General features: G+C 61.0%; 14 protein-coding genes, 6 tRNA genes and 1 other RNA gene. 13 read left to right on the top strand and 8 right to left on the bottom strand.

Features of this window, described 5'->3' with window-relative positions:
• The first annotated feature begins 293 nt into the window (after positions 1 to 293).
• Positions 294 to 1,541 (top strand): ion channel protein, encoded by a 1,248-nt coding sequence (locus ABTW55_RS16385; RefSeq protein ID WP_060422023.1) that lies wholly within the window; start codon positions 294 to 296, stop codon positions 1,539 to 1,541.
• On the opposite strand, the gene ABTW55_RS16380 is transcribed toward ABTW55_RS16385, so the two are convergent.
• Positions 1,538 to 2,230 (bottom strand): aspartate/glutamate racemase family protein, encoded by a 693-nt coding sequence (locus ABTW55_RS16380; RefSeq protein WP_033653701.1) that lies wholly within the window; start codon positions 2,228 to 2,230, stop codon positions 1,538 to 1,540. The two genes, ABTW55_RS16385 and ABTW55_RS16380, sit on opposite strands and share 4 nt — an antisense overlap.
• Before the next feature lie 67 nt (positions 2,231 to 2,297).
• Positions 2,298 to 2,750 (bottom strand): multidrug/biocide efflux PACE transporter, encoded by a 453-nt coding sequence (locus tag ABTW55_RS16375; protein WP_033635424.1) that lies wholly within the window; start codon positions 2,748 to 2,750, stop codon positions 2,298 to 2,300.
• A gap of 99 nt (positions 2,751 to 2,849) precedes the next feature.
• On the opposite strand from ABTW55_RS16375, the gene ABTW55_RS16370 reads away from it, so the two are divergent.
• On the top strand, positions 2,850 to 3,719 hold the full coding sequence (locus ABTW55_RS16370; RefSeq protein ID WP_033653700.1) for a LysR family transcriptional regulator: 870 nt from the start codon (positions 2,850 to 2,852) through the stop codon (positions 3,717 to 3,719).
• Here the strand turns inward: ABTW55_RS16370 and ABTW55_RS16365 are convergent.
• A complete protein-coding gene (locus ABTW55_RS16365) occupies positions 3,716 to 5,377 on the bottom strand; it encodes an alpha-keto acid decarboxylase family protein (RefSeq protein ID WP_060422359.1) in 1,662 nt (553 codons plus the stop codon). The genes ABTW55_RS16370 and ABTW55_RS16365 overlap by 4 nt on opposite strands.
• A gap of 189 nt (positions 5,378 to 5,566) precedes the next feature.
• Between ABTW55_RS16365 and mgrA the strand changes: the two genes are divergently transcribed.
• Together mgrA and ABTW55_RS16355 are read left to right on the top strand one after the other, a co-directional pair.
• The gene (mgrA, locus tag ABTW55_RS16360) at positions 5,567 to 6,556 is read left to right on the top strand and encodes an L-glyceraldehyde 3-phosphate reductase (protein ID WP_060422027.1); all 990 of its coding nucleotides are present in this window, start codon (positions 5,567 to 5,569) and stop codon (positions 6,554 to 6,556) included.
• Positions 6,557 to 6,780: 224 nt separating this feature from the next.
• Complete coding sequence (locus tag ABTW55_RS16355) at positions 6,781 to 7,191, top strand: DUF2502 domain-containing protein (protein ID WP_049195598.1); 411 nt, start codon at positions 6,781 to 6,783, stop codon at positions 7,189 to 7,191.
• Positions 7,192 to 7,232: 41 nt separating this feature from the next.
• On the opposite strand, the gene ABTW55_RS16350 is transcribed toward ABTW55_RS16355, so the two are convergent.
• Positions 7,233 to 8,468, bottom strand: coding sequence for an Nramp family divalent metal transporter (locus ABTW55_RS16350; protein ID WP_060422030.1), 1,236 nt, complete (start codon positions 8,466 to 8,468; stop codon positions 7,233 to 7,235).
• A 377-nt stretch (positions 8,469 to 8,845) separates the two neighbouring features.
• Here ABTW55_RS16350 and ABTW55_RS16345 point away from each other — a divergent pair, with 377 nt between their 5' ends.
• Positions 8,846 to 10,033, top strand: coding sequence for a NupC/NupG family nucleoside CNT transporter (locus ABTW55_RS16345; protein ID WP_004936373.1), 1,188 nt, complete (start codon positions 8,846 to 8,848; stop codon positions 10,031 to 10,033).
• A 118-nt stretch (positions 10,034 to 10,151) separates the two neighbouring features.
• Here the strand turns inward: ABTW55_RS16345 and ABTW55_RS16340 are convergent.
• The 4 genes from ABTW55_RS16340 to gltX all read right to left on the bottom strand — a co-directional run bounded on the left by ABTW55_RS16340 (position 10,152) and on the right by gltX (position 12,451).
• Positions 10,152 to 10,227, bottom strand: a tRNA-Ala gene (locus tag ABTW55_RS16340).
• Between the two features lie 60 nt (positions 10,228 to 10,287).
• Positions 10,288 to 10,363, bottom strand: a tRNA-Ala gene (locus ABTW55_RS16335).
• A 169-nt stretch (positions 10,364 to 10,532) separates the two neighbouring features.
• The gene (locus ABTW55_RS16330) at positions 10,533 to 10,886 is read right to left on the bottom strand and encodes a GNAT family N-acetyltransferase (RefSeq protein ID WP_197413420.1); all 354 of its coding nucleotides are present in this window, start codon (positions 10,884 to 10,886) and stop codon (positions 10,533 to 10,535) included.
• Between the two features lie 149 nt (positions 10,887 to 11,035).
• Entirely contained in the window at positions 11,036 to 12,451 is a 1,416-nt protein-coding gene (gene gltX / locus ABTW55_RS16325) for a glutamate--tRNA ligase (RefSeq protein ID WP_015378659.1), read from the bottom strand.
• Positions 12,452 to 12,745: 294 nt separating this feature from the next.
• Here gltX and ABTW55_RS16320 point away from each other — a divergent pair.
• From ABTW55_RS16320 to fepG, 8 genes are all read left to right on the top strand, one after another.
• Positions 12,746 to 12,821, top strand: a tRNA-Val gene (locus tag ABTW55_RS16320).
• Positions 12,822 to 12,849: 28 nt separating this feature from the next.
• Positions 12,850 to 12,925: transfer RNA gene (locus tag ABTW55_RS16315), tRNA-Val, on the top strand.
• A gap of 38 nt (positions 12,926 to 12,963) precedes the next feature.
• Positions 12,964 to 13,039: transfer RNA gene (locus ABTW55_RS16310), tRNA-Val, on the top strand.
• A 7-nt stretch (positions 13,040 to 13,046) separates the two neighbouring features.
• Positions 13,047 to 13,122: transfer RNA gene (locus tag ABTW55_RS16305), tRNA-Lys, on the top strand.
• Positions 13,123 to 13,197: 75 nt separating this feature from the next.
• Positions 13,198 to 13,321: non-coding RNA, RtT sRNA (locus ABTW55_RS16300), on the top strand.
• A gap of 205 nt (positions 13,322 to 13,526) precedes the next feature.
• Complete coding sequence (fepB, locus tag ABTW55_RS16295) at positions 13,527 to 14,534, top strand: Fe2+-enterobactin ABC transporter substrate-binding protein (RefSeq protein ID WP_049213201.1); 1,008 nt, start codon at positions 13,527 to 13,529, stop codon at positions 14,532 to 14,534.
• Positions 14,535 to 14,749: 215 nt separating this feature from the next.
• The gene (fepD, locus tag ABTW55_RS16290) at positions 14,750 to 15,805 is read left to right on the top strand and encodes a Fe(3+)-siderophore ABC transporter permease (RefSeq protein ID WP_033635435.1); all 1,056 of its coding nucleotides are present in this window, start codon (positions 14,750 to 14,752) and stop codon (positions 15,803 to 15,805) included.
• Positions 15,805 to 16,842: an iron-enterobactin ABC transporter permease gene (fepG, locus tag ABTW55_RS16285; protein ID WP_039564864.1), complete on the top strand. Its 1,038-nt coding sequence runs from the start codon at positions 15,805 to 15,807 to the stop codon at positions 16,840 to 16,842. Before fepD ends, fepG begins: the two co-directional genes overlap by 1 nt.
• The last annotated feature ends 13 nt before the right edge of the window (positions 16,843 to 16,855 follow it).

Genomic DNA, 16,855 nt, shown 5'->3' with positions numbered 1-16,855 from the left:
AATGAAAAATAAAAAGCTGCCCACACTGTAAAATCCTGCTGCGAAAACAACAATCACCCGCCCCGGATCTGCACCCCAATAGCGATCCGGATCACAAAAAACGTTTCAGCTTGCCCGCGACGCCGCGCCTTGAAACAAATTGCGGCAAAAAACGCCCCCCGGCGACTGTTAACCGTCATCGCCGCCGGGCAATATCAATGCGTGCCTGCGCGCCGATAGTCTGGCAAGCTGTGGCCACAGCCCAACCACCCGCTCTCCCTGCCCTGTAGGGAGGCATCGACAAGGGATTACCCATGCTGCATCCGCGCGCCAATGCCATGTTGGCCTTTGCTTTGCCTGCGCTGATTATCGGTTCCGCTTCCAGTCTGGTGCTGCTGCTAGTGATGAAAGTCGCCGCCACGCTGCAGCAGTGGCTGTGGGTAACGCTACCCGATGCGCTGAGCCTGGACGCCCAGTCGCCCTGGTGGCCGGTCGCGATGCTGACGCTGACCGGCGTGGCGGTGGGCCTTATCGTGCGCTATATGCCGGGCCACGCCGGGCCGGATCCGGCGACGGAATCGCTGATCGGCATGCCGCTGCCGCTCTCCGCCCTGCCGGGACTGGGGTTGGCGCTGATCGTCGGCCTGGCCGGCGGCGTCAGCCTGGGGCCGGAGAACCCGATCACCGCCATCAATATCGCGCTGGTGGCGGCCGCCGGTGCGCGCCTGCTGCCGAAGGTGCCGCGCATGGACTGGATCATCCTGGCGGCCGCAGGCACCATCGGCGCGATGTTCGGCACGCCGGTCGCCGCCGCGCTGATCTTCTCGCAAACCCTGGCGGGCAATAACGAAACGCCGCTGTGGGATCGCCTGTTCGCCCCGCTGGTGGCCGCCGCCGCCGGCGCGGTCACCACCCAGATGTTCTTCGTGCCCAATTTCGCCCTGCAGCTCGACGCCTACGACGTGACGCGGCTGCCGGACATCTTCAGCGGCGCCATCGTGGCGCTGATCGCCATCGCGCTCGGCATGGTGGCGCTGTGGTGCTTCCCGCACGTTCACCGTCTGTTCCATTCGATGAAGAATCCGGTGTTGATGTTAGGGCTGGGGGGTTTTGTGCTGGGCCTGCTGGCGCTGGTGGGCGGAGAGATTACCCTGTTCAAAGGGCTGGATGAAATGAAGCGCCTCGCGCAAGACGACGGCTATTCGGTGCCGGCGCTGTTGGCCATTACCCTGACCAAGCTGGCGGCGCTGGTGATCGCCGCCGCCAGCGGCTTTCGCGGCGGGCGCATCTTCCCGGCGGTGTTCGTCGGCGTGGCGCTGGGGCTGATGCTGCACCAGCACGTTCCGGCGGTGCCGGCGGCGATCACCGTCTCCTGCGCCATCATGGGGCTGGTGCTGGTGGTGACGCGCGACGGCTGGCTCAGCCTGTTCATGGCGGTGGCGGTGGTGCCGGATCTGCACCTGCTGCCGGTCTTGTGCATCGTGATGCTGCCCGCCTGGCTGGCGCTGGCGGGCAAACCGCTGATGCTGGTGAACCGCCGGCAACCGCCGCACGACGATTAGGCCAGCGCGAACGCCGCGGCGGCGCGGGCGTGGATCGCGGTGGTGTCGAACACCGGCACCGAGGCATCCTGCTCGCTCACCAACAACCCTATCTCGGTGCAGCCGAAAATAATCCCCTGCGCGCCCTGCTGCTCCAGATCGCTGATGATCCGGCGATACTCGTCGCGCGAGGCGTCGCGAATTTTACCGAGGCACAGTTCGTCATAGATGATGCGGTGTACGATGTCGCGATCGGCGCTGACCGGCGTCACCACCTCAATGCCGTGCAATTCCTGCAGGCGGCCACGGTAGAAGGTCTGCTCCATGGTAAAGCGCGTGCCCAGCAGCCCGACGCGGCGAATGTTTTTTTCCCGCACCTGCAGCGCCGTGGCGTCGGCGATGTGGATCAGCGGCAGGCCGCTGGCCTGCTCGACCGCCTCCGCCACCTTGTGCATGGTGTTGGTGCAGATCACGATAGCTTCGGCGCCGGCGGCGCGCAACGCCACCGCGGCGGCGGCCAGCAATCGGCCGGCGCCGTCCCAATCGCCCTGGTGCTGCAATCGCTCGATCTCCTGAAAATCGACGCTGTAGAGCACGATTTTGGCCGAATGCAGCCCGCCGAGGCGCGCCTTTACCTGCTCGTTGATGGTGCGGTAATACGGAATGGTGGATTCCCAGCTCATGCCACCCAGCAAGCCCAACACTTTCATTTTTCTTTCCTCAGCCTGTTGCGACAATCCTCTGACCTTACCTGAGAATCGCCGGGCTGACGACGCCTTATTCAGCGCCGGAATTGATCGGCTGGCGCGCTTCGAACCAGCGCTGGCGCAGCGTGTCGTACAGCCAGTTATAGGCCATGGTGTACGGCAGGAAGAACAGGAAGAAACCGATCTCCAGCATAAAGGCCTGCAATACGGAAATATTCAGCATCCAGGCGGCGATCGGCACGCCGATCAGGATAAAACCGGCTTCAAAGCCGACGGCGTGCAGCACACGCACCTTCAGGTTGCGGACGACCCGGCTGACCGGCCACAGACGGTCGAACACCGTGTTGTAAACCATATTCCAGACCATGGCGATGGTCGCCAAGGCCACCGCCAATGCGCCGATTTGCACCATCGAACGATTAAGCAGCCATGCCCCCAGTGGAGAAACGATCATTACGGCAATCACCTCGAAACCGACGGCGTGGACGATACGTTCAATGAGAGACTTGTTTTGCAGTTGCATACATCACCTTTTTTCCGACAGTTGTTGCGAAAGTCAGGTGATTATCATCGCTTTTTTGGGTAGATTAAAAATAGATACCATCGATAAAGTAGATAGTTTATGCACTATTCCCCGGAAGCGCTGCACGCGTTTGTCGAAGCCGCCGCCCTCGGCTCGTTTTCCGCCGCCGCGCGCAAGCTGCGCAAAAGCCAATCCACCATCAGCACCGCCATCGCCAATCTGGAGGCCGACCTAGCGCTGACGCTGTTCGATCGCAGCGCACGCCAGCCGGTGCTCACCGCCGCCGGCCGCAAAGTGCTGGGGCATGTGCAGGCGATCCTCGCCGCCAGCGAGCGGCTCGACGCGCTGAGCATTCAACTGGCGGGCGAGGTCGAACCGCGCCTGAGCATGGTGTTCTCCGATACCTATCAACCCAAGCATCACGATCAATTGATGCAACAATTCGAACTGCGTTACCCGGAGATTGAGCTGGAGTGGATGATCGCCGAAGATGGCGACGTTATCGATCTGCTGCAAAGCGGCCGCGCGCATTTGGGCATGGTGGAAGTGCAAAAAAGCTACCCGCCGGATATCGCCTTCTCTCGTTTGCCGGAACAAACCGACATGGGGCTGTTCGTCGCCCACCAGCATCCGCTGGCGCAGGCCGCCGCGCCGACGCCGGAGCAGTTGTCCAGCACCCGACAGCTGATCCTGAACACCTACACCGGCGCCGAAGCGGCCAGACAAGGCGGCCTGGTTTGGTCGGCGCCCAGCTATCTGCTGCTGCTGGAGATGGCGGAACAGGGGTTCGGCTGGGCGGTATTGCCGCACTGGCTGGTGCAACAATACGGCCACAATATGCTGACCGAGCTGCGGCCGCGCGGCTGGCCGAAAATGATCTCGGTGGATGCGGTATGGTCAAAACTGACCCCGCCGGGCCCGGCGGGGTTCTGGGTGCTGAAGCGCCTGCTGGGCGATTCCCTGCCTTAAGCGGCGGCGTTGCGCGCCTGAATGGCGCGCGAAACGGTGTCGAGCAGCTCGGGAATGTCCATCTTCGGCAGCATCACTTCAATGAAGGCCAGCCGATCGCCGTCGGCTACCTCGCGCAGCGCCTGGCGCAAGCCGTCCGAATCGCTGACCCGCAGCGCCTTCACCGGCCGCTCGCCGGCCAGCGCAGGCGGCAGCTGCGTCCAGTTCCAGCGCGCGATGTCGTTATAACGTTGCTCCGGCCCGTGGATGGCGCGCTCGACGGTATATCCCTGATTATTCAGCACGAAGATCACCGGTTTAAGCCCGTCGCGCAGCATCGAACCCAGCTCCTGCACGGTCAGCTGCGCGGCGCCGTCGCCAATCAGCAGCACTGCCCGGCGCTGCGGTTCGGCGGTCTGCACGCCGAACGTCGCCGGCAGGGTATAGCCGATCGATCCCCAGAGCGACTGCACGATCAACCGGCAGCCGCGCGGCAACGTCAGCGCCGCCGCACCAAAACAGGCGGTGCCCTGATCGGCCAGCACGATATCCCCGGGCCGCAGGAAATCCTGCATCTGCCGCCAGAAGGCGTGCTGATCCAGCCCTTCCCCATCGCCTTCCGGCAGCGCCGGGCGGACGATCAGCGGCAACGGCCAACGCGACGCCAGCGACAGGCTCAGGCGATGCAGCGCCCGCACCGCCTCGCGCATCGGAATGCGGCTAAAGCGCTGCCGCCCGACCCAGGCTTCGAACGGCTGAATGTCGATGCATTTTTCCACCGGCAGATGATGCGTGAAACCGGCGGTAATGGTGTCGGTCAAACGCACGCCGACGTTGATCACCACATCGGCGTTTTCGATAAGCTGTTTCACCGCCGGATCGCTGGCACCGCCGCAGTAGGTACCGACAAAACCGGCGCGGTTCTCATCCAGCACGCCTTTGCCGAGCAGCAGCGTAGCGTGCGGAATGTCGACCTCCTGCAGCCACTCGTCCAGCGCCGCTTCGGCGCCGAAGCGATCGGCCAGGAAGTCCGCCAGCAGCGATACCCGCCGCGCCGACAGCAGCTTTTCGCGCGCCGCGGCGATAAACGCCTGCAATGCGCTGCGCGACAGTTTGGCCTGGCGCAGCATCAGCGGCGCCGGTTTACTCGGCAGCGGCGCCTGCGCGACGTCGCTGGGCAACATCAGGTAAACCGGGCGATGTTCCAGCAAGGCGACGCCGATCAGGCGGTCGATCTCCTCTGCGGCGTTGTCGGCGGTCAGGTCGGCCTGCGCGACGGTCACCTCTTTGGCTATGCGGGCGAAGTGGGTGAAGTCGCCATCCCCCAGCGAATGGTGCAGCAAATCACCGGCGCGCTGAGCGCGCTGCGCCGGCGTGCCGACCACGTGGATCACCGGCAGGTATTCGGCGTAGCTGCCGGCCACCCCGTTTAACGCGCTCAGCTCGCCGACGCCAAAGGTGGTGAGCAGCGCGGCCGCCGGTTTGCAGCGCGCATAGCCGTCGGCGGCGTAGGCGGCGTTCAGCTCGTTGGCGCAGCCTACCCAGGTGATTTGCGGATGGGCGAGGACGTGATCGAGGAATTGCAGGTTGTAATCCCCCGGCACGCCGAAGAAATGACGGATGCCGATTTGGGCCAGACGATCGAGCAGATAATCGGCCACCGTATAGGTCTGAGTCATGATCATCACCTGTCTGCAGCTGGAGCGATTACCTTTAAGTATCGAAGATGCTGTTCAAATTTCGAACAAGGCTTCCTGCATCGATCGGCAACCTGGCGTTACATGCCGGCGCTGTGATCGCTCCCCCGGCAGCGCGGTGTGAAAGCGTATACACTCAAAGCACTTCACCTCTCGCCGACAAGGATAACTATGTCCTACCCCGCCTCCCCCTCACGTTATCAAGACATGGAATACCGGCGCTGCGGCCGCAGCGGGCTGAAGCTGCCCGCCGTCTCGCTCGGACTGTGGCACAATTTCGGCGACGCCACGCTGTACGACAACGCCCGCGGCCTGATCCGCTGCGCCTTCGATCGCGGCATTACTCATTTCGATCTGGCCAATAACTACGGCCCGCCGCCCGGCGCCGCCGAGGAGAACTTTGGCCGCATACTCAACGCCGATCTGCGGGCCTGGCGCGATGAGCTGATCGTCTCATCCAAAGCCGGTTACACCATGTGGCCCGGCCCCTACGGTGATTGGGGCTCGAAAAAGTACCTGGTCGCCAGCCTCGATCAGAGCCTGAGGCGCATGGGGCTGGAGTATGTGGATATCTTTTATCATCATCGGCCGGATCCGGACACGCCGCTGGAAGAAACCATGGCGGCGCTGGATTTGTTGGTGCGCCAGGGCAAAGCGCTGTATGTCGGCCTGTCCAACTACCCGGCCGAGCGCGCGCGGCAGGCATTCGACATTCTGCAGCGGCTCGGCACGCCGTGCGTGATCCACCAGCCGAAGTATTCGATGTTGGAACGCGGGCCGGAGACGGCGCTGCTGGATACGCTGGCGGAGCATGGCGTCGGCTCGATCGCCTTCTCGCCGCTGGCGGGCGGCCTGCTGACCGACCGCTACCTGCACGGCGTTCCGCAAGATTCCCGCGCCGCCAGCGGCAGCCGTTTCCTGCAGCCGGAGCAGTTGACCGCCGAGCGGCTGGACAAGGTGCGCCGCCTCGATGCGCTGGCGCGGCAACGCGGGCAGAAGCTGTCGCAAATGGCGCTGGCCTGGGTGCTGCGCGGCGATCGCGTTACCTCGGTGCTGATCGGCGCCAGCAAGAATGCGCAGATAGAAGACGCGGTGGGCATGCTGGCCAATCGCCACTTCAGTGACGAAGAACTCGCGCAGATCGAGAAAATCTTATTGTAATCGCTTACAAATTCCGCCGCTCAATCGAGCGGCGATCCCCCAGAAAAATCTCAAATCTTGGCCTTCGTCGCCGTTTTCAGAGTGGCTCTCAGATTCAACCCCATGCGCCGGCGCTATGATGCCGATATTGCAGCAAAAATAACGATAAGGCCGCTTTTTTAAACTGATGAACGCGCTTCATAAAGTGACAAACGGCCAGGCCGCGCAAGCGGAAAGGAGAAGTCATGTTTAAACCTCTGCTCTTGGCCGCCATCTTGGCGGCGACGGTACTGCCCGCCGCACAGCAGGCGCACGCCGAAGGGATCAGCATCGATCTGATGCCGGGCGTTTCACTGCGCATCGGCGATCGGGACAATCGCGGCCGTTACTGGGACGGTTACGACTGGCGCGATCGCGACTGGTGGCAAGGCCATCAGGGGCGCTATCTCGGCGACCGCAGCCGCCGCGGTTACTACTGGGACGGCTATCGCTGGCGCGACCGCGACTACTGGCGCAAACACTATTACTATCATGAAGGACGCTATCGTAAATACGACAGGCATTACGATAAGCACCACTGGAAGAAAGAGAAAAAGCACCACCACGATCATGACCGCGATCGCTGGCGCCGCCACGGCGATGACGACCGCGATTAACGACGACGGGCCGGCGCAATGCCGGCCCGCGCTATTTTCGCCTACAGTACGCTGCCGATCAGCAGGTAGCCGTTCAATCCCACCACCACCAGCACGATCAGCTTGCCCAGGTTTTGCACCACAGGGCCGTTGACCATCTCCCCCATCAGCGCCCGATTGCCGGTGAAAGCCAGCAGCGGCACCAGCGCCAGCGCAATGCCGAAGCTGAGCAGCACCTGGCTCAGCACCAGAATGCGCGTGGCGTCCATCCCCAGCATGATGACGATAAACGACGGCAGCATGGTCACCGCACGCCGCAGCCACAGCGGAATATGAAAATGCACAAACCCCTGCATCACCACCTGCCCCGCCAGCGTGCCCACCACGGTAGAGGAGAGGCCGGCGGCCACCAGGCTCAGGCCAAACACGGTGGCGGCGGCTTGCCCGAGCAGCGGTTGCAGCGTCAGGTAGGCCACGTCGAGATCGGCGATGCCGCTGTGGCCGCTGAAATGAAACGCGGCGGCGGCGGTGGCCATCATCGCCAGGTTAACAAAACCGGCAATGGTCATGGCCACGGCGACGTCGACTTTGGTGGCGGCATAGCGTTCCGCCTTGTCGTGCTCGCCGCCGATTTGGGTGAGCGAGGAATGCAGGTAGATCACGTGCGGCATGATGGTGGCGCCCAATACCCCGGCGGCCAGAAATACCGCATCGCCGTTGGGCAGATCGGGCAGCGCCATGCCCTTCAGCAGCGGCGCGAGCTGCGGCTGAGAGAACGCCAGCTCGACGATGTAAGCGGCGGCGACGAACAGCAGCAGGCCGCCAATCACCAGCTCCAGCGGTTTTTGCCCGCGCTTTTGCAGCATCAAGATTAAAAAGGTGGCGATGCCGGTCAGCACGGCGCCCTGCAGCAGGGAAACGCCGAGCAGCAGCTTGAAGCCGATCGCCGCGCCGATAAACTCGGCCAGATCGGTCGCCATGGCGATGATCTCCGCCTGCACCCAATAGGCCCACACCGCCGGCCGCGGAAAGCGATCGCGAATGTGCTCGGCCAGATTTTTCCCGGTGGCGATGCCCAGCTTGGCGGACAACAGCTGGATCAGCATCGCCATCACGTTGGCCCAAACCACCACCCACAGCAGGCTGTAGCCGAACGAGGCGCCGGCCTGGATGTTGGTGGCGAAGTTACCGGGATCGATATAGCCGATAGCGGCGATGAAGGCAGGCCCCATCAGCGAGAGTTTGATTTTTCTGGCGGAGCGACCGGAGATGGTTTCAACCACGCGACTGTTCAGCATATGTTGAACCCTTACTGAAATTACGTTTATCTCCACTCTATATAAATGATAATAATTATCAAGCGCATTTAGAGCGGTAAAACTTATCTCTGTAATAGCCAACATTAACGGTTTTATCGAAGGGTTCAGCGCGGAGCTTGCCGATTTCCGTGCTTTTCTGATGGGATTTTGGCTGCAATACCCCTGAAAGACAGGTTAGCACAAGAATACGAATTTCCTATTGCCGATTTAACGTCTTGATTTTTTATGCTTTTGCGCAACACTTTAGGAGAACTCCCGCTATGATTTTCCATATTTGCAATAGAAGTCTCGTTTTTAAACGTAGCGTTACATAAAATGACAGCCGAAATTCAGCCTGCCTCAAATTTGGAGCAAACATGTCCCATATTGCGCACTTTGCGTTGGCGATAGTGGTGGTGGCGATCCTGGCCCTGTTGGTGTGCCGCGATCGCAAAAGCATCCGCATTCGCTATGTTATTCAATTACTGGTTATCGAAGTACTGCTGGCCTACTTTTTCCTGCATTCGGAAGCGGGTTTGGGCTTCGTAAAAGGATTCGCCGCGCTGTTTGACAAACTGCTCGGGTTTGCGGGACAAGGGACTGATTTCGTGTTCGGCGGCATGGGCGACAAAGGCCTGGCGTTCTTCTTCCTGAAGGTGCTGTGCCCGATCGTCTTCATTTCGGCGCTGATCGGTATTCTGCAGTACATCAAGGTGCTGCCGTTCATCATCCGCATTATCGGTACCGTGCTGTCGAAAGTGAACGGCATGGGCAAGCTGGAGTCATTCAACGCCGTCAGTTCGCTGATCCTCGGCCAATCCGAAAACTTCATCGCCTACAAGGATATCCTGGGCAAGATGTCGGAAAAGCGCATGTACACCATGGCGGCGACCGCGATGTCTACGGTGTCCATGTCCATCGTCGGCGCCTACATGACCATGCTGGACGCCAAGTTCGTGGTGGCGGCGCTGGTATTGAACATGTTCAGCACCTTTATCGTGCTGTCGCTGGTCAACCCGTACGACACCAATAAAGAAGAAGAGCTGCACCTCGGCAACCTGCACGAAGGCCAGAGCTTCTTCGAAATGCTGGGTGAATATATCCTGGCCGGCTTCAAAGTAGCGATTATCGTTGCCGCGATGCTGATCGGCTTCATCGCCCTGATCGCCGCGCTCAACGGTGTGTTCAGCGCCATCTTCGGCCTGAGCTTCCAGGAAATCCTCGGCTACTTCTTCTATCCGTTCGCCTGGATCATGGGCATTCCTAAGCACGAAGCCCTGCAGGTTGGCAGCATCATGGCCACCAAGCTGGTTTCCAACGAGTTCGTGGCAATGATGGAGCTGCAGAAAGTGTCTGCCGAACTGTCGCCGCGCAGCCTGGGGATCCTGTCGGTGTTCCTGGTGTCCTTCGCCAACTTCTCTTCCATCGGTATCGTGGCCGGTGCGATCAAGGGCCTGAACGAACATCAGGGCAACGTGGTGTCGCGCTTTGGCCTGAAGCTGGTGTACGGCTCTACGCTGGTCAGCATCCTGTCCGCTTCGATCGCAGGCCTGGTGCTGGGCTAAGCCTCGAACCGACTGCGATAACAAGGCGCCTGCGGGCGCCTTTTTTGTTGGCCTGCATTCGGCGAAGGTGAAATGACGCAAAGCAAAAAGCCGACCCAAAGGTCGGCTTTTTAAATTGTGGTGGAGCTAGACGGGATCGAACCGTCGACCTCTTGCATGCCATGCAAGCGCTCTCCCAGCTGAGCTATAGCCCCACAAAAGTGGTACGCTTTGACCGGCGTTACGGTATTCCCCAACCTCTCTGAGAAGAAGGTTGGTGGAGCTAGACGGGATCGAACCGTCGACCTCTTGCATGCCATGCAAGCGCTCTCCCAGCTGAGCTATAGCCCCGTTCCACAATCACTTTGTGCTGTGAACGGGGCGCATAATATGAAACCCGCTCAAAGCTGTCAACGGCTAAATTGAATTCCTGAATCAAGCGTTGAAAAAGCCGCCAAATCAGCGCGTTTGCTACGAAATATTGCTCGTTTCGGGCAAAAATGCAGCGCCTGCGCCAACTCTACTTAACCAGGTACATACCTTCGCTGGCCGGGCGGCTGAGCTTGAAGCCAAACTTTTCATACAGCGACGGCACGTCGGCCATCAGGGTGATATAAGCACCCTGCGGTGCGGCCCGTTCCAGATATGCCATAATATGGCTCATGATCTGGCGCCCCAATCCTTTCCCCTGGTGTTCGGGATCGACCGCCACATCAACAATCTCGAAATTCAGCCCGCCATCCCCCACCACACGCCCCATGCCGACCACCAGCCCCGACAACGTGATTTGCACGCCGTACAGGCTGTTGGGCAACGCACGTTCGGCGCCCGCACGCGGCCGCGCCGACAGGCCGGCAACCTGCCGCAGCCGCATAAAATCGTCCACCGGCGCCACTTGCTGTTTCACGCTATACAAGATGCCTCCTTAATATTTCTCACCGTTTGCGTTCGCCCATTGAGTGTAGGCGGAAAAAAAGCCCCGGGATCGCTCCACGGGGCTTTTCTTTAAGGCGTATCAGCGAATCAAGCTTGCGCTTCGCGCTCGGCGATGTAAGCCAGCGCCATGTCGATGCGCTGCAGCGAACGCTTCTGGCCGATAGCATGCACGGTCACGTCCATGCCCGGCGACTGACCGGCGCCGGTCACCGCAACGCGCAGCGGCATGCCGACTTTACCCATGCCGACACCCAGCTCATCCGCCGTGCCCTGAATGGCGTCGTGCACGTTTTCCGGCGTCCAGACGGTGATGGCGGCCAGCTTGGCGCGCACCGCTTCCAGCGGCTGACGCGCAACCGGGCGCAGGTGCTTCTTGGCGGCGTCGGCATCGAACTCGCTGAAGTCTTCATAGAAGTAGCGGCAGGACTCCGCCATTTCTTTCAGCGTTTTGCAACGCTCGCCCAGCAGCTTGACGATGTCTTTCAGTTCCGGGCCGTTGCGGGTTTCAAGGCCCAGTTGCTCAACGTGCCACGCCAAATGCACCGCCACTTCTTCCGCCGGCATATGGTTGATGTAGTGGTGGTTCAGCCACTGCAGCTTCTCGGTGTTGAACGCGCTGGCGGATTTGTTGATCGCTTCCAGCGTGAAGAACTCTTTCATCTCATCGATGGAGAAGATCTCCTGATCGCCGTGGGACCAGCCCAGACGCACCAGGTAGTTCAGCAGCGCCTGGGGCAGATAGCCGTCGTCGCGGTACTGCATAACGCCCACGGCGCCGTGACGCTTGGACAGTTTTTTACCGTCGTCGCCGAGGATCATCGACACGTGCGCGTATTCCGGCACCGGCGCGCCCAGCGCTTTGAGAATGTTGATCTGGCGCGGGGTGTTGTTGATGTGGTCTTCGCCGCGGATCACGTGGGTGATTTCCATGTCCCAGTCATCGACGACGACGCAGAAGTTATAGGTTGGCGAACCATCGGTACGGCGGATGATCAGATCGTCCAGCTCCTGGTTGCTGAATTCGATCGGGCCGCGAATTTTGTCATCGAAGATCACCGAGCCTTCCTGCGGGTTGCGGAAGCGCACCACGTGCGGCTCGTCGTCGGTGTGGCTGCACTGGCTGTCGCGGCAGTGGCCGTCGTAGCGCGGCTTCTCGCCGTTTTCCATCTGCTTCTCGCGCAGCGCTTCCAGACGTTCCTTGGAGCAATAGCATTTATAGGCAGTGCCCTGCTCCAGCATCTCGTCGATGACCGCGTTGTAACGATCGAAACGCTTGGTCTGGAAATACGGGCCTTCATCCCAATCCAGGTTCAACCAGTTCATGCCATCCATAATTGCGTCGATCGCGTCCTGGGTGGAGCGTTCCAGATCGGTATCTTCGATACGCAGAACGAACTCACCGCCCGCATGGCGGCTGAACAACCAGGAATAAAGTGCGGTACGCGCGCCGCCGACGTGAAGATAGCCGGTCGGGCTCGGTGCAAAACGGGTTTTGATTTTCATTGGGTTCACTGCCTTATTACGCAACGCGTGTCGGCGGTTGCCGACGATTGCTCGGAATTGAAAAAAGAGTGGACGACATTGTATCACCACGCGCTAATTCCTCAACGCCGACACGATATTGCGCCGGTCGATTTCGCGCGTTTTGCGGCGAGTTTCGCATAGCGTTGCGCAAAGAATCGGCGCCGTTGGCGATAATTATCGCGCCCTGCCTAAATTTGCGGCGAACGATTGAAATCATTTTAAAAACCGTTGACTCACTTTGAACTATCCCTATAATGCGACTCCAACAAGACGGGGCGATTAGCTCAGTTGGTAGAGCATCTCCTTTACACGGAGGGGGTCGGCGGTTCGAGCCCGTCATCGCCCACCATCTTGTTGAGAAAAATGAGAACGAATGAGGGTGATTAGCTCAGTTGGTAGAGCATCTCCTTTACACGGAGGGGGTCGGCGGTTCGAGCCCGTCATCACCCACCATCATTATCTCGTTTAGCAGTACCTGGAAGTCCTGAAGTGGGTGATTAGCTCAGTTGGTAGAGCATCTCCTTTACACGGAGGGGGTCGGCGGTTCGAGCCCGTCATCACCCACCACTTCTGCGGGTCGTTAGCTCAGTTGGTAGAGCAGTTGACTTTTAATCAATTGGTCGCAGGTTCGAATCCTGCACGACCCACCAATTCAGAAAAAAGCGCCTTTTGGCGCTTTTTTCGTTTCTGCGCCCCCCAACTCTGACTTTATCTTCTTGCAGGCATAGTTTACCGAGTCGTGAAGGATGAAGAACCGTAGAGGTTCGAGCATCGCGCAGCGATACGACAACGCGCAGCGTTGCCCGCAGGGTGAGGCCAAAGGCCGAATCAATCCTGCACGACCCACCAATTCAGAAAAAAGCGCCTTTTGGCGCTTTTTTCGTTTCTGCCGCACTCACCTCCACTTTCTCCTTATTCTCACTATTCACCACGCGCTGAGATACGAATGGTTATCATTTTGCCGGCTTGGATGGTAAATTAGCGGGCATCCACCACGCAGCCAATCCGCCGCCGGATTGATAAGCCTTAGTTCAAGGAAAGAAAGAGCCCGCTCATGACCCTATCCTTACGCCAGCTGTTCATTGCATTTATCGCCACTTCCAGCCTGCTGCTCAGCGGCTGCGGCCCGGACGACCAGAGCGACGGGCAGAAACCGTCCGCCCCCGCTGCCGACAGCAGTTGGCCGCGCACCATCGACAGCGTCAAAGGGAAATTCACGCTCGAAAAACCGCCGCAGCGCATCGTGTCCACCAGCGTCACCATCACCGGCACGCTGCTGGCTATCGACGCCCCGGTCGTCGCCAGCGCCGCCACCAGCCCAAATCCCCTGGTGGCCGATAAGCAAGGCTTCTTTACCCAGTGGAGCGAAGTGGCCAAACAGCGCCACGTCGAACGGCTGTACCAGGTGGAGCCCAATGCCGAAGCCGTCGCCGCCGCCGCACCGGATTTGATCGTCGTCGCCGCCACCGGCGGTGATTCGGCGTTGAAGCTGTATGACCAGCTGTCCGCCATTGCGCCGACGCTGGTGCTCGACTATGGCGACAAGAGCTGGCAGCAGCTGGCCAGCGAGCTCGGCGAGATCACCGGCCATGAAGCCGGCGCCAAACAGGCTGAGGATCGTTTCGAACAGCGCGTGGAGCAAGTGAAGCAGGCGATCGCGCTGCCGCCGCAGCCGACCACTCCGCTGGTGTATGCCGACAACGGCCGCGAGGCCATGCTGTGGACGCCGGGTTCCGCCCAGGGCAAGCTGCTGACGCAGCTCGGTTTTCAGCTGGCCACCCCGCCGGAAAGCGCCAAAGGCAACACCAGCATGGGTAAACGCCATGACATCATCCAGATCTCCGGCGAAAAAATGGCCGAGGGCCTGAACGGCAAAACGCTGATCCTGTTCGCCACCAACGAGCGCAAAGTGCAAGAGGTGCTGAGCAACCCGTTCCTCAAACATCTGGAGCCGGTGGAACAGCGGCACGTCTATGCCGTCGGCAACGACACCTTCCGCCTCGATTACTACAGCGCCACCAACATGCTGAACCAAATCGAACGGCTGTTCAAAAAGCCCTGAACCACGCCGTCGGCGGGTCAGCCTCCTGCCGACGTTTGCCATAAACAGGGCAACCGTTCACATTCAATCAATTGAAATATCAATAGTTATTAACATCGTCAACGCACCTGCGCCACCAACCGGCGGGTGCATGCGGGCGCAAACTCGTGCTACTATTGGCACCCCGCATGAACGCAAATAACAATGAGAATAAAAATCATACAGGAGTTACCGGTGTGAACGTACCCACTCCGACTGAGCGGACGCTTTCGTCCGCACCGCACGCAGCTTACGCCAGTGGCTTCAAACGCATCGCCGGGTTCGGTATCGGCTTGGCGCTGTTGCTGCTGTGCATCATTGCCAGCCTGATGCTGGGTTCCAAAGCCATCCCCTTCCACACCGTCTGGCTCAGCCTGCAGGGCGCCGCGAGCGGTTCCGACAGCACCATCATTCTCAACGCCCGGGTGCCCCGTACGCTGGCGGGCATCTTGGCCGGCATGGCGCTCGGCGCCGCCGGCGCGCTGATTCAGGCCTTGACGCGCAATCCGTTGGCCGATCCCGGCGTGCTCGGCATCAACGCCGGCGCCAGCTTCGCCGTGGTCATCGGCATCATGTTTTTCGGCGCCGCCACCACCGAAAGCTATATGGCCTACGCCTTTGTCGGCGCCGCCCTCACCACTCTGCTGGTCTACCTGATCGGCACGCTGGCGGGCGGGCGCATTAACCCGGTGCGGCTGACGCTGGCCGGCGTGGCGATCGGCGCGGTGCTGCTCGGCATCACCACCGGGCTGTCGCTGATCGATCCGCAAACCTTCGATCAACTGCGCTTCTGGCAGGCCGGCACGCTGGATATCCGCACGCTGTCCACGCTGCCGGTCACCGCCCCCGCCATTTTGCTCGGCTGCCTGCTGACGCTGCTCATCGCCCGGCCGCTGAATACCATCGGCATGGGGGAAGATCTGGCTATCGCGCTCGGCGCGCGCGTGGTGCTGACTCAGGTCATCGCGGTGATCGCCATCACGCTGCTGTGCGGCGCGGCAACCGCCACCGTCGGCCCAATCAGCTTTATCGGCCTGATGGTGCCGCACATCGCCCGCTGGTGGGTCGGCCCCGACCAGCGCTGGATCCTGCCCTACTCCATGCTGCTGGCGCCGATTTTACTGCTGTGCGCCGACGTGGTCGGCCGTCTGCTGGCGGCCGGTGAGCTGCGGGTTTCCATCGTGGCGGCCTTCATCGGCGCGCCGGTGCTGATCTGGCTGGTGCGCCGCAAGAAAACGCTGGGGGGGCTGTGATGAGTCTGCCCCACACGTTGCATATCGGCCGCCCGGACGGCGTCATCAACTGGCGCATGCCGCTGCGCCTGCTGCTGGTCAACCTTTCGCTGCTGGCGTTGTGCCTGGCGATGGCCGTTGCCGCGCTGTGCTACGGCACGCTGCAGCTCTCGCTGGAGCAGGTCTTTGCCGCGCTCAGCGGCGAGGCGCCGAAAAATCTGGTCACCGTGGTCACCCAATGGCGCTTGCCGCGTATCGCCATGGCGCTGCTGTTAGGCGCCGCGCTCGGCATGAGCGGCGCCATTTTCCAGTCGATTATCCGCAACCCGCTCGGCAGCCCGGACGTGATTGGCTTTAACATGGGGGCTTACACCGGCGCGCTGATCGCCATCACCCTGTTCAACGGCGGCTATTACTACATCGCCGGCGGCGCGCTGGCCGGCGGCATTCTCGCCGCGCTGGCCATCTACCTGCTGGCCTGGCGGCAAGGCATCGCCGGCTTCCGGCTGATCATCGTCGGCATCGCCATCAGCGCGGTATTGGTCTCCACCAATACCTGGCTGATCATCACCGCCTCGCTGGAGCGCGCCATGGACGCCGCCATGTGGCAGGCCGGTTCGCTCAACGGCATGACCTGGCAGAAAGCCCAACCCGCCACGGCGTTCATCGTGCTGGCGGCCGCGGCCGCGCTGCTGATGAGCAAACGGCTGCAGCTGCTGGAAATGGGCGACGATACGGCGCGCGCGCTGGGCGTGAACGCCGAAGGCAGCCGGCTGTGGCTGATGCTGTTCGGCGTCACCCTCACCGCCGCCGTCACCGCCACCGCCGGGCCGATTTCCTTTATCGCGCTGGCGGCGCCGCAGATCGCCCGCCGCCTGGCCGGCCAATCCTCGGTCACCCTGACGTCCTCGGCGCTGATGGGTGCGGCGCTGCTGCTCGGCGCCGACGTAGTGTCCCAACATCTTTTCGCACCGATCCAACTGCCGGTCGGGGTCGTGACCGTCTGCATCGGCGGCCTGTACCTGATTTGGCTGCTCATCCGTGAGGCCCGCAGATAATGAAGAATGACAA

This window comes from Serratia sp. SM04, from assembly GCF_040280225.1.
Taxonomy (GTDB): Bacteria; Pseudomonadota; Gammaproteobacteria; order Enterobacterales; family Enterobacteriaceae; genus Serratia; species Serratia sarumanii.
The sequence above is the reverse complement of the archived record's forward strand: the minus strand, read 5'-3'. Positions and strand labels throughout refer to the sequence as shown.